15 protein-coding genes are annotated in these 12102 nt (G+C 69.3%); 7 read left to right on the top strand and 8 right to left on the bottom strand.

Features of this window, described 5'->3' with window-relative positions:
• The first annotated feature begins 136 nt into the window (after positions 1 to 136).
• A complete protein-coding gene (locus ACFC14_RS18295) occupies positions 137 to 1162 on the top strand; it encodes a DUF2510 domain-containing protein (RefSeq protein ID WP_376107827.1) in 1026 nt (341 codons plus the stop codon).
• Between the two features lie 25 nt (positions 1163 to 1187).
• Entirely contained in the window at positions 1188 to 2144 is a 957-nt protein-coding gene (locus ACFC14_RS18290; RefSeq protein ID WP_376107824.1) for a DUF2510 domain-containing protein, read from the top strand.
• 51 nt (positions 2145 to 2195) lie between these two features.
• Here ACFC14_RS18290 and prfB read toward each other — a convergent pair whose 3' ends face one another.
• Positions 2196 to 3305 (bottom strand): peptide chain release factor 2, encoded by a 1110-nt coding sequence (gene prfB / locus ACFC14_RS18285; RefSeq protein ID WP_029260598.1) that lies wholly within the window; start codon positions 3303 to 3305, stop codon positions 2196 to 2198.
• A 118-nt stretch (positions 3306 to 3423) separates the two neighbouring features.
• Here prfB and ACFC14_RS18280 point away from each other — a divergent pair, with 118 nt between their 5' ends.
• The 5 genes from ACFC14_RS18280 (at position 3424) to ACFC14_RS18260 (ending at position 7593) form a co-directional block, all read left to right on the top strand.
• The gene (locus ACFC14_RS18280; protein ID WP_376107958.1) at positions 3424 to 4683 is read left to right on the top strand and encodes an MFS transporter; all 1260 of its coding nucleotides are present in this window, start codon (positions 3424 to 3426) and stop codon (positions 4681 to 4683) included.
• Positions 4680 to 5240 (top strand): NUDIX hydrolase, encoded by a 561-nt coding sequence (locus tag ACFC14_RS18275; RefSeq protein ID WP_376107821.1) that lies wholly within the window; start codon positions 4680 to 4682, stop codon positions 5238 to 5240. The genes ACFC14_RS18280 and ACFC14_RS18275 overlap by 4 nt, the downstream gene beginning before the upstream one ends.
• Positions 5241 to 5375: 135 nt before the next feature.
• Positions 5376 to 6173: a glycosyltransferase family 2 protein gene (locus ACFC14_RS18270; protein WP_376107819.1), complete on the top strand. Its 798-nt coding sequence runs from the start codon at positions 5376 to 5378 to the stop codon at positions 6171 to 6173.
• Positions 6170 to 7018 carry an endonuclease/exonuclease/phosphatase family protein gene (locus ACFC14_RS18265; RefSeq protein ID WP_376107816.1) on the top strand — a complete coding sequence of 283 codons (849 nt, stop codon included), beginning with the start codon at positions 6170 to 6172 and terminating at the stop codon, positions 7016 to 7018. Before ACFC14_RS18270 ends, ACFC14_RS18265 begins: the two co-directional genes overlap by 4 nt.
• Positions 7015 to 7593 (top strand): hypothetical protein, encoded by a 579-nt coding sequence (locus ACFC14_RS18260; protein ID WP_376107813.1) that lies wholly within the window; start codon positions 7015 to 7017, stop codon positions 7591 to 7593. Before ACFC14_RS18265 ends, ACFC14_RS18260 begins: the two co-directional genes overlap by 4 nt.
• Positions 7594 to 7605: 12 nt before the next feature.
• Here ACFC14_RS18260 and ACFC14_RS18255 read toward each other — a convergent pair whose 3' ends face one another.
• Genes ACFC14_RS18255 through ACFC14_RS18225 form a run of 7 tightly spaced genes read right to left on the bottom strand, consistent with a single transcriptional unit; the run spans position 7606 to position 12049 of the window.
• Positions 7606 to 8043 carry a pilus assembly protein TadG-related protein gene (locus tag ACFC14_RS18255; RefSeq protein ID WP_376107811.1) on the bottom strand — a complete coding sequence of 146 codons (438 nt, stop codon included), beginning with the start codon at positions 8041 to 8043 and terminating at the stop codon, positions 7606 to 7608.
• Complete coding sequence (locus tag ACFC14_RS18250; RefSeq protein ID WP_376107808.1) at positions 8040 to 8495, bottom strand: TadE/TadG family type IV pilus assembly protein; 456 nt, start codon at positions 8493 to 8495, stop codon at positions 8040 to 8042. Before ACFC14_RS18250 ends, ACFC14_RS18255 begins: the two co-directional genes overlap by 4 nt.
• Positions 8464 to 8865, bottom strand: coding sequence for a TadE/TadG family type IV pilus assembly protein (locus ACFC14_RS18245; protein ID WP_376107805.1), 402 nt, complete (start codon positions 8863 to 8865; stop codon positions 8464 to 8466). Before ACFC14_RS18245 ends, ACFC14_RS18250 begins: the two co-directional genes overlap by 32 nt.
• Position 8866: 1 nt before the next feature.
• Entirely contained in the window at positions 8867 to 9097 is a 231-nt protein-coding gene (locus tag ACFC14_RS18240; protein ID WP_376107802.1) for a hypothetical protein, read from the bottom strand.
• A gap of 20 nt (positions 9098 to 9117) precedes the next feature.
• The gene (locus tag ACFC14_RS18235; RefSeq protein WP_376107798.1) at positions 9118 to 10056 is read right to left on the bottom strand and encodes a type II secretion system F family protein; all 939 of its coding nucleotides are present in this window, start codon (positions 10054 to 10056) and stop codon (positions 9118 to 9120) included.
• Positions 10053 to 10910, bottom strand: a complete 858-nt coding sequence (locus ACFC14_RS18230) for a type II secretion system F family protein (protein WP_376107795.1) — start codon at positions 10908 to 10910, stop codon at positions 10053 to 10055. Before ACFC14_RS18230 ends, ACFC14_RS18235 begins: the two co-directional genes overlap by 4 nt.
• A complete protein-coding gene (locus tag ACFC14_RS18225) occupies positions 10907 to 12049 on the bottom strand; it encodes a CpaF family protein (RefSeq protein ID WP_376107792.1) in 1143 nt (380 codons plus the stop codon). The genes ACFC14_RS18230 and ACFC14_RS18225 overlap by 4 nt, the downstream gene beginning before the upstream one ends.
• Positions 12050 to 12102: the final 53 nt, after the last annotated feature.

Below are 12102 nucleotides of genomic sequence, written 5' to 3'. Positions count from 1 at the left end.
CCGCACGGGCGCGTCCGCATCGGGCGAGGATGGGGACTCCTCCCCATCCCGAACACCCTGCGCAGTCACCCGCCACTGCTATACATAAGGGTGCGGTCGCACCATGGAGCGGCCGAATCGTCTTCGAGGGGGACCCATGAGCACGACACCAGCAGGTTGGTACGACGACGGCAGCGGACGCCAGCGGTGGTGGGACGGTCAGCAGTGGACGGAGCACTTCGCTCCGGAGGCGGCCTCCGCGACCGAGGCGGAGTCGGCACCGGAGTCATCGGTAGCAGCAAATGCGGCGGAGAGATCGCCCGCGATCGAGACGCCGACCGATGCTCCCGCCGCCGGCGAAGCGCCGTCTTACGACGCACCGGAAGCGCCGTCCACCGATGACACCGTGTTCCGCGCCTCCGCCGAGGCGCCGACCGCGGCGACCACGCCACTCGGCGACGATGTCCCCGCGTACTCCGCACCGGCCACGCCCAACCAGCCCGCGTCGAGCTACCCCGGAACCGCGCCGGCCTACCCGGGTGCGGATGCGCAGCCCGCCTATCCCGCGGCCGGGCCCTATCTGCAGACAGAACCGGAAGCTCCCAAGAAGCTCTCGGTCCTGGGACTCGTCGGACTAGGGCTGTCGGCCGTCGGCACGATCCTCGCGTTCATCCCGCTGATCGGCTTCATCGGCTTCATCCTCCTCGGCGCGGGATTCATCGTCTCCCTCATCTCGCTCTTCCTGAAGGGGAAGAAGTGGCCGGGAATCGCCGGCCTGATCCTCTCGGTGGTCGGCGGCATCATCAGCGCCGTGATGTTCTTCGTCTTCTTCTTCGCCATCGCCCAGAACGCGAGCGACGAGCTGAACAACCTGCCCAGTTCCTCGCCGTCGATCGAGGCCACCGAGCCGGGCGAGACCGACGGCGCCGACGACGGCACGCGTCCGACCTCGGCCGAGGTGGCGGTCGGACTGACCGCGATCCTGGCTTCCGAGGGCACGGAGGGCTACACCGAGCCGCAGATCACGTGCCTCTCGGATCTGCTCGTCGAGTCCGATCTCGACAACTCGACGCTGCGCGCGATCGCGGAGAGCGACGGCACGTTGACTGATGTCGATGCCGCCTACGGTTTCGCCGAGGTGCTGGGCGACACCGAGGCGATCTCCGCGTGCTTCGTCCCCTGAGCCGTCTGACGAGCGGGGCCGTCTGATGCCGACGCCTGCCGGCTGGTACGACGACGGCACCGGCAGCCTGCGGTGGTGGGACGGCACGCAGTGGACCGCACACGTGCGGACCTCTGGCGGAGCGCCGGTGACCCCGGAACGACGGTCGGTGGAGCCGACTCCCTCCGACGTGCCGTCTCCCGCCATGGCGCCGTTCACCCCGCCCTACACGCTGCCCTCGTCGGGCGCGTCGACCGAACGGGTGATCGCGCCCGACCGCGTCGGCGCACCCGGCGGGGCGTGGGTTGCGCCGGCACCGCAGCCACCCGCGCCCGGAGTGTCGGTGCTCGGGCTCATCGGTCTCGCAGCCGTGGTCGTCGGCGTCGTCTGCGCCTGCATCCCGCTGACCTCCATCGTCGGCTGGGCGCTTCTCGGCGTCGGATTCGTGCTGTCGCTCGTCTCCCTGTTCCTGCGCGGCCGGAAGTGGCCGGGGATCGCGGGGCTGGCGGTCTCCGTGCTCGGAGCGGTGCTCGCGTTCGCCGTGTCGCTGGTTCTGATCGCAACCGTCTCGGTCCCGGCCGATGACGACGAGGGAGCCGGAGAGGGCACGGATCCCTCCTCGATCGAGGGGGCCGACATGGTGCCGTTCGCCGAACTCGAGATCGGCGACTGCCTGCCTTTCGTCGACTATGGGGACACGGGGCAGATCTACGAGCTTCCCGTCGTCCCGTGCGATCAGCCGCACACGGACGAGGTGTACTTCATCTTCGACGTCGACGACGAGGAGTTCCCCGGCGACGATGCTCTCGGCGAGGCGGCGTGGGATGGTTGTGCCGCGCAGTTCGACGCATACGTCGGCATCGCCTACGAAGACTCGGTGCTGGATTTCTACACCTATCAGCCGACGGAGACGTCTTGGGCCCGCGCAGACGATCGCGCAGTCCAGTGCATCCTGTTCAGCTATGAAGACGTGATCGGCAGCCTCGAGGGTGCCGCGTACTGACGACACTCAAATGAGAAGGCCCCGGAGTGATCCGGGGCCTTCTTCATACGTTCAATCCTCGATCTTGCGCTTGCGCCAGCGGATGCCCGCGGAGATGAAGTCGTCGAGGTCGCCGTCGAACACCGCAGCCGGGTTGCCCGACTCCTGGCCGGTGCGCAGGTCCTTCACCAGCTGCTGACCGTAGAGGAAGTACGACCGCATCTGGTCGCCCCAGCTCGCGGTGATGTTGCCCGCGAGTTCCTTCTTCTTCGCCGCTTCCTGTTCCTTCTGCAGCAGCAGCAGGCGGGTCTGCAGCACGCGCATGGCGGCGGCGCGGTTCTGGATCTGCGACTTCTCGTTCTGCATCGATACGACGATGCCGGTCGGAAGGTGCGTCAGCCGCACAGCGGAGTCGGTCGTGTTGACCGACTGACCGCCGGGGCCGGAAGAACGGAACACATCGACTCGGATATCGCTCTCGGGGATGTCGACCTCGGTCGCCTCCTCCATCAGCGGGATGACTTCGACCGCGGCGAACGAGGTCTGGCGCTTGTCGGCGGAGCCGAACGGGCTGATGCGCGCGAGGCGGTGCGTGCCGGCCTCGACCGAGATGGTTCCGAAGGCGTAGGGCGCGTCGATCTCGAACGTCGCCGACTTGATGCCGGCGCCCTCCGCATACGAGGTGTCCATGACCTTGACCGGGTACTTGTGCCGCTCGGCCCAGCGCAGGTACATGCGCATCAGCATCTCGGCGAAATCGGTGGCGTCGTCGCCGCCCGCACCGGAGCGGATCGTGATGATGGCGCTGCGCTCGTCGTACTCGCCGTCGAGCAGCGTCTGCACCTCGAGCTGGTTGATGAGGTCGGTGAGCGCGGCGAGTTCGGCGCGGGCCTCCTGCGCGGAGTCCTCGTCCCCCATCTCGTTCGCGAGTCCCACGAGAACCTCGAGGTCGTCGAGTCGCTGAGCGATGCCGGTGATGCGGGCGAGCTCGGACTGACGGTGGCTGAGTGCGCTGGTCACCTTCTGCGCGTTCTCGGTGTCGTCCCAGAGGTCGGGGGCGCCGGCCTCCTCGCTGAGACGCGCGATGTCGTCGCGGAGCCGGGAGACATCGACGACCTCGCTGATGTCGCCGAAGGTGTGCCTGAGCGCCTGGATTTCGGCGGAGAGATCTAGTTCGAGCATGACACCTCAGCCTAACGTGCCGCCTGCCTGCGCGGGGACGTCGTCTTCGGCCGCCGATCGGCCGGAGTAGCGTGAAGACGTGAGCAGTGCATCGGCGGTCCTTCGACAGTTCGGACCCATGGTGTACCTGCCGACGGTCCTGTTCGCACTCGGCGAGGGCGCCGTGATCCCGCTCATCCCGGTGCTGGCGGCTTCCATGGGTGCCGACGTGGCCTTCGCCGCGCTCGTGGCCTCCGCCCTCGTGATCGGCCAGCTGTGCGGCAACCTTCCTGCCGGGTGGGCCGTGGGCCGGATCGGCGAGCGGTACACGATGGTGATCGCCGGTGTGATCGCAATCATCGCCGGGGTCGGGATGGTGTTCGCGCCATCGCTCGGCGTGCTGGCGGCGTCGGTGCTCCTGCTCGGCATCTGCGCGGCGGCTTTCGGCCTCGCGCGTCACGCCTTCATGACCACCCGGGTGCCGGTCGCCTTCCGTGCCCGCTCTCTCTCGCTGCTCGGCGGCAGCTTCCGGCTCGGCATCTTCATCGGGCCGTTCGTCGCCGCGGGGCTCCTGCAGCTGTTCGGCAGCGAGGCCGCGGCGATCTGGTTCTTCCTGGGCTGCCTCGTGGTCATGGTCGTCCTGGTCCTCTTCGGCCCCGACCCGGAGAAGACGATCCCGCCTGTCCCGACGACCACGCACGAGCGCTACCTGGAGGACTCCGGCGAGGCCGTGAGCGGATCGATCCCGACGATCGAGCGCCTGGGGATCTTCCAGACGATGTGGCGCCAGCGCGCGGTGCTCGGGCGACTGGGGCTGGCCGCAGCCTCTCTGTCCGCTGTGCGATCGGCCCGACAGGTCGTGCTCCCGCTGTGGGGACTCTCGCTGGGTTTGGATGCCTCGACCATCGCCCTCGTGGTCGGCGTCTCCGGGGCGATCGACTTCGCGCTGTTCTATGCGAGCGGCCAGGTGATGGACCGCTTCGGGCGGCTGTGGGCGGCGATGCCCGCGATGGTGCTGATGGGTGCCGGCTTCCTCGCCCTCTCGTTCACCCACGATCTCGATGCGGCCGTGCTGTGGTTCGGGATGTTCGCGGCGATGCTCGGCGTCGGCAATGGCTTGTCCAGTGGCATCCTGCTCACCCTCGGCGCAGACGTCGCCCCGAAGCGGGAACCCGCGGCATTCCTCGGATCCTGGCGGACGCTGACGGATGCCGGCGGTGCGATCGCGCCGCTGCTGGTCTCGGCGATCACCGCCGTGGCCGCTCTTCCGTTCGCTGCAGCCGCCATGGGTGTGATCGGTCTCGTCGGCGCGGCAGGGTTCCTGCGCTGGATCCCGCAGTTCGTGCCGCGGGAGCGGCCGGATTCCGGCGACACATCGACGGAGGAGGAAAACGAATGATCTCGATTCTGCAGGCTGAGGCCCATCGCCTGGTCTCGACTTTCGAGCCCCGCTCGGACCGGGAGATCCGCGCACAGGCGGATTTCGCCTCGTTCTTCCGGCCGGATCACGGGCCCGTGCATCGCGGTTCCGGCCCCGACCATCTCACCGCGTCCTGCGTCGTCTTCGATGCGTCGTTCGAGCACACGCTGCTCGTCTTCCATCGCAAGGGTCAGTTCTGGGTGCAGCCGGGCGGTCACGTGGACGACACGGATGAGTCGGTCGTGGCGGCCGCGCTTCGCGAGCTACGCGAGGAGACCGGCCTCCTGGTCGACCCCCCGGTCGCACCGCTCGCCTATGACCTCGACCACCATGGTCTGTCGTCTCGTTTCGGCACGTGCGCCTCGCACCTCGACATCGGGATCGCCGTCGTGGTCGATCGAGATGCGGCGCTCACCGTGAGCGAGGAGTCCGAAGATCTGCGCTGGTGGCCGGTCGACGCCCTGCCTGCCGAGATACCGCCACAGCTCGAGCCGAGGCTCGACGGGTTGCTCGGGCAGCTGCGCGATCCGCGCTGAGAGCGCGGCGGAGCCGACGAGCGCGTCCAGCCGCTTCTGCGCGCCGCGCTGCCCGAAGATCTACCGCGTGTCAACCAGCTCGTCCCGCCCAGTGGGCACTCCCTAGGCTGAGACACCCACACGCGAGGAGACGATGTGCAGCGCGCCACACCAGCCGCCCCCGAGCCCACGATCAGCGTGGTCATCCCGGTGAAGGACGACGCGGCAGCGCTGCAGCGATGCCTTCGTGCTCTCGCCGCGCAGACACTGCCGGCGGACGAGATCATCATCGTCGACAACGCCTCCACCGATTCCTCGGCCGACGTCGCGGTGCGGCACGGGGCTCGCGTCGTGCGATGCGAGGACGACGGCATTCCGGCGGCGAGTGCTGCCGGCTACGACGCGGCCACCGGCGACGTGATCCTGCGTCTCGACGCCGACGGCGTGCCGGATCCGCGTTGGGTCGAGTCGGCGATGGCCGCGTGCAGACGGGATCCGCGGGTCGGGGCGTGGACCGGCGGTGCGCACTTCGTCGACGGACCCCGGGCGCTCCGCCGTCCCCTGGCCACGGCGTATCTCCTCGCGTATGCGCTGGTGTGCGGGGTCGCGCTCGGGCACTCCCCGCTCTTCGGTTCGAACCTCGCGCTGCGCCGCTCGACCTGGCTCGCGGTGCGTGAGCACGTGCACCGCGACGACCCGGCGTTGCACGACGACCTCGACCTCGCCTTCCACGTGGGCGAACGCCACCGCATCCGCTGGATCCGCAGCGCAGGGATGGGCATCTCGATGCGGCCGTTCGGGAACGGGCGTTCGTTTCTGCGTCGCATCACCGCCGGCTTCCGCACCGTGGTCGTGCATTGGCCCGAGGATTTCCCGCCGGTGCGCTGGGTGCGCCTCGGGCTGCGCCGCGCACTCCATCGACTCGGCGTTCCCGCTCCAGGAGCCCGGCGATGACCGCCCCTCTTCTCGGATCTCACCCCGACGGCGACCTGCACGTCATGACGTTCAACGTGCGGCGGGACCTCGGGCGATTGGCCTGGCCGTCCGCTGACCGGTGGTCCACGAGGCGACGGCGCGTCGTGGCGCTGCTGCGCGCCGAGCGACCGCACGTGGTCGGCGTGCAGGAGGCGCTGCCGGCGCAGGCATCGCTCATCGGCGCTGCGCTTGGCCCGTCGTATCGAATGGTCGGACACGGCCGGCGCCCCGATCGACGGGGTGAGGGCTGCCCGTTGTTCTTCGATGCCGAGCGGCTCGAGCTGCGCGACTGGCGCCAGTGCGCGCTGTCGCGACACCCGGAGCGGGAGGGCTCGTCGTCGTGGCTCAGCGCCGCTCCGCGGATCGTGGTCGAGGCGATCCTCCGCGATCGGATCACGGGCCGCGAGATCACCGTCCTGAACACCCACCTGGACGCGTTCTCCGCGTGGGCACGGCTCCGCCAGGCACAGGCGATCCGCGGCCGCGCGAGCGAGGCGACGTCGCCCGTCCTCGTCCTCGGTGACCTCAACGCCCGTGCCGGCTCAACCCCGTGGCGCGCTCTCCAGGAGGGCGGCCTGCTCTCCGACTCCTGGACTGCCTCCGCGGCGCGGTGCACCCCGGCGTGGGGTACGTTCGCGCGCTACCGTGCCCCACGGAGTGGACGACGCATCGACGCGATCCTCGCCTCGCCCGAACTGCACGTGCGCCGCGCGGGCATCAACGGGCGAATGTACGACGGCGGTTGGCCCTCGGATCATCTTCCGGTGCAGGCCTTGTTCGACCTCGCCTCCCGCCGTGCCGACGCACCCGAGGAGGCGCCGTGAAAGCGGACTTCCTGCGTCCCCCGCGCACGGTCGCGGAGTACGGTGCCGATGCCGTACGCGTGATCGGAGTCCTCAGCGTCCTCGTCGCGGCCATCTGGTCCATGCCGACCGACGCGGGGATCCTCGCCCTCACCACGCCCGCGCTCATGCTCCCCCGTGCGCTCGGGATGCGCGGTGGCGTCGACCTGGCGGTCGGCGTGATCGTGCTCGTCGCGGGGGCGAGCAACGTCTTCGACCTCTACCGCACGGTGCCGGGGTGGGACCTCGTGGTGCACTTCGTGTGCACCGGCGCGATCGCTGCGACCGGCTACACGGTGCTCGCCAGGCTCGGTGTCGTCGTGCCTCAGGGCGCGCCGGAGTTCCGTCCGCGGATCCCGATCGTCCTCTGCACGATCCTCGGTCTCGCCGTCAGCGCTGTCTGGGAGATGATCGAATGGGCCGGACGCACGTTCGTCACCGCCGAGATCTTCGTGACCTACCAGGACACCATCGGAGACATGGCCCTCGGCGGGCTCGGAGCTCTCGCGGCCGGAGTCCTCGTCGCGTTCGTACCGTTGGAAAAGCGTCCTCGGTAATCCGACGCACCCTCAGCGAAGAGCCGTGCGACTCGTGGCGGTCGACTCCAGCTCGACGCCCTCAGGCATGAACGGGCCGAACAGCGGGGGACGCCAGTCCGCGACGACGGTGACCTGCGCCGAGACACCATCCGGCGTTCCCGCGGCCACGATCGAGGCAGGACCCGAAATCGACTGCACCAGCGCGGCGGCCTGCTCCTCCACGCCGGCATCGGTCAATTCCGCACGAACGGCGTCGTCGACCGCCACCAGGGTGAACCCGTCAGCCCCGGCGAGCGCGGCGGCATCGGCCAGCGCGTCCAGCCGCTTCTGAGCGAGGTAGAGGTCCGTGGCGCACACGCACACGAAGATCACCGCCAACGCGAGCAGCACGTATCCGAGGGTGAGCAGCAGTGTGGTGCCCTCGTCGTTCCCGAGAGCCTCCCGTGACCCGCGCGCGTCTCTGCTCATGGGGCGCCCCACGATCGCGACACCTTCTGCACAGCCTCCGCCTGCACGGGGATCGCCGTGGAACGCTCGAGACCGAGCACCTCCGGTACCAGCGGGAGCTGTACACGGGTGCTGACCATGACGGTGATCGTCGCGCCTGCCGAGGGACACTCAACGCCCGACGGCGTGCACGACAGCGACAGATCGACGGCGTCCGGATCGAGGCCGTACTCGTCGATCACGTCGGCGAACACGACGTCGCCGCGCGCCGCCGCGGACGCGACATCGGGAGCCTGCGCGATGGCACGGGCGATGTGGCGTGAGGCCGCCTCCGCGCCGAGCATCTGCTCCTGGATGGTGCCGAGTGCGACGACGAGATAGATCAGCGGCACCAGCAGGATCACACCGACGGTGATGAACTCGAGTGCCGCGGAACCGGCGTCATCGCCCGCCGAACGCCTCCACCGGTGCATGTGCCTCCACCTCCATCGCGAAGGGCACGCCGATCAGCCCGAGCAGAGGGAAGGTCGAGCGCACTCGCACGTGGACGGTCTCCTGACCCCGAGCGCCCGAGGAGCCGATCCGGATGTCCTCGGAATACGACGCGCCGACCGCGCGGGTGATGACTTCCCTCGTGCGCTCGATCCCCTCCTCCTGCGTCGTGTCGGCGAGGGCCGCGTGATACGCACCCTCCACCGCCGCGTCGTGGACGACGTTGCGCACGTACACGGCGAGCGCGAGCTGGAGGACTCCGAGCGTCAGCGCTGTGAGGAGCGTCCCGACCAGCAGGAACTCGACCGGGCTGGATCCCCGGTCGTCCGCGAGTGACCGCGCGAAGCGCATGTCAGAGACCGGAGACGCGCTGGATCGCCTGCTCGAACAGCGCGGTCAGTGCGGGGCCGGCGACAGCCCAGATCAGCACGACCAACCCGGCCGTCATCAACGTGACGAGCACCCACCCGGGTACATCTCCGGTCTCGTCGCGGGCGAACGCATCGAGACGGCTCACCGCAGAGCGCCACGGGCGTCGACGGGTGCTCTGGCCGCGATGGGTGTCCTGCGATGGTGCGATCATGGTCGTCCTTTCATAGCCGATCAGCCGATGCCGAGTCGGAGGATGAACAGTCCCGGATAGACGGCGAACAACACCGACAACGGGAGGATGAGGAAGACGAGCGGCAGCAGCATCAGGATCTCCTTGCGCCCCGCCTGCTCGATCAGCGTTCGCTTCGCGTCTTCCCGCGCGTCTCCCGCCTGCGCGTGCAGCACTGCAGCGAGCGGCGCGCCATGTTCGAGGGCGGCGATCACCTGGTCGACGGCGCGCGACAGCGCGCTCAGGTCGAGGCGTCGCGCCATCTCGCTCAGCGCGTCGGACAGCGGCGACCCGGTGCCGACCGCGAGCACCACCCGGCGAAGCTCACCGGTCAGCTCGCCGGAGCCGACTGCGGCCACACGACGCAGAGCATCCAGGAATCCCTCGCCGGCCGACAGGCAGAGGGCCAGGAACTCGAGAGTCGTCGGAAGCTCCTCGGTGAGACGCACGCGGCGCGCCTTGACTCGCGCCGACAGCTGCAGGTCATATGCAGTGGCGGCGGCCGCGCCGCACAGCAACGGCATCACACCAGTGGGAACGGAAAATCGTCCGAGAAGGGCGAGCACGATCAGGACGGCCGCACCCGCACCGATACCGGCGAGCGCCCAGCCCAACTGCCTGCCACGGAACGTCGCCGGTTCCAAGGTGGCACCCGCTTGGGAGATTCGCTGTCGAAGCGCCTCTCCCCCACCCACCATGCGCGCGAACGCATCTCGCGATCGACCCCACAGCGTTCGGGCGCTCGCGGGCAATGTACCCGCGAGCGGGAGAACTCCCCGCGGAAGGTTCTCATCCGCGACCACGTCACGGATGTAGGGCCCGATCCGCACGCTCAGCGAGGCGGCCCTCCAGCGCGGGAGGCCGGTGAGAATGCTCAGCACACCGGCGGCGAAGGCTCCACCGACGAGCACGGCACCGGCGAGTGCAGAGAACCCGCTCACCCGAACCACCGCCGAGGTTCCGGGAGCCGGCCGATACGGACCATGATCTGGAAGGCGATGACCGAGACCCCCGCGCCCATGCAGATGACGATCACGCCTTCCGGTGTGCCATATGCCGAGGCTCCCTCCGGACGCATGACCAGCAGGCCGAGGATGACCCACGGTGCGATGGCGCCGAGGACCGCCGCGCCACGGATCCATGACTGTCGCGCCTCGACCTCGCCCCGCAGCGCGGCGTCCGCGCGTACGGAGGAGGAGAGCGCTCGAAGCACACCGACCAGTTCGGTGCCGCCCACCTGACGTGCCATCCGCAGGGTCTCGACGATGCGATCGCCGATCGGATCCGCCAACGACGACTTCAGCCGGTCGAGGCTCGTCTCGAATCGACCACTCGCCTGCAGGTCTCTGGCGAACACCGCGAATGCGGGTCGCAGCATCGACGGCGCGGACTCGGCCAGGCTCGCCACGGCATCGGGGAGCGAGAGTCCGACACGGATCGACGCGATGAGGAGATCGCAGACGTCGGGCCACAACTGCCGACGCAGGCGGCGCAGTCGCAACCGTCGTCCACGCAGGAACATCATCGGCGCCATCGCTCCGGCCGACGCGGCGAGCAGCGCCAGCACCGGCAGCCCGGTCAGCAACCATGCCGTGGAGGCGGCGATGAGCGCGGCGGCGGCGATCACGACGATGACCGCGCGGGACGCCACGTCGTCGTACCCCGCCTCGGCGATCAGCCGGACCAATCGCGCCCTGGGGACCGTCGGGGTGGCATCGGGCCGCGGCGGCCACATCCACGGTGATACGCAGAGGAGGACGCCGGCGGCGAAGACCGCCCCGATCAGGAACGTCACGACGCGACCCCGGCAAGGTACACGCTGTCGGTGAGGATGCGTCCGTCGTCGACATCGCCGGTGGGCGCGACGATCTCGTGCACGCGCCGACCCCCGGCATGGTCGCGAACGCAGTGCACCACGAGATCCACCGATGCCGCGAGCGCGGGTGCGATGAACCCGCGGTCGATGTTGCGGCCGGCCAGCAACGGCAGGATGCTCAGCTTCTCGAGCGCCTCCGTGGCGGAGTTCGCGTGGACGGTGCACGCGCCCGGCACGCCGGTGTTGAGCGCGAGCACCAGGTCGAGGGCCTCGGCGTCACGCACCTCGCCGACGACCAGGCGATCCGGCCGCATGCGCAGTGCCTCCTTGACCAGTCGGCGCAGGGTGATCTCTCCCGTGCCTTCCAGGCTGGCCTGACGACCCTGGAGTGCGACGAGGTCCGGGCCGTCCACGGCCAGCTCGAAGGTCTCCTCGACGGTCACGATGCGCTGAGATCCGGCGCACGAGTCCAGCAGCGCACCGAGCACGGTCGTCTTGCCGGCATGCGTCGCTCCGGAGACGATGACGCTGCGGCCCTCGTTCATCGCGATACGCAGCAGGTTCGCCACCTCATCCGGCATCATGCCCTGCTGGGTCAACGCCTCGAGCGACCGGTACTTCGGCAGGAACTTGCGGATGTTGACTGCCCAGGAGCCGCGCACGACATCGGCGATGGCCACGTGCAGACGAGAGCCGTCGGGCAGCGACGCATCGACGAACGGCTGGCTGATGTCGACGCGTCGTCCGGTGGACTGCAGCATCCGCTCCACCAGGTCGCGTACCGCGATCTCGTCGAGGCGCAGTCGGGTCCGTTCCGCTACGCCTTCCCGCGCCACGTGCACGTGCCCGGTGCCGTTCAGCCAGATCTCCTCGACCTCGGGATCGTCCAGCAGCGGCTGCAGCGCCCCGAATCCGCTCAGGGATGCCAGCACGTCGCGCACACATGCCGCCTCATCCTCGATCAGCGCCTCCCCCCGCGCCAGGGCGAGGTCATCATGACGACGCACCTCCGCATGGGTGATCCGCCACGCCGAGTCCGGATCGACGGTCGGATCGATCCCCTCGGACCGCAGACGCATCCGCACACGTTCGGCGACGAGGGCGGAAGGATGACTCACCCCGGCATCCTCGCAACAATCCGCAACCCGGGTCCGAAGTTATCCACAGTCGT

Origin of the sequence: Microbacterium sp. NPDC055988, assembly GCF_042269505.1 — a bacterium.
Lineage (GTDB): Bacteria > Actinomycetota > Actinomycetes > Actinomycetales > Microbacteriaceae > Microbacterium.
The sequence above is the reverse complement of the archived record's forward strand: the minus strand, read 5'-3'. Positions and strand labels throughout refer to the sequence as shown.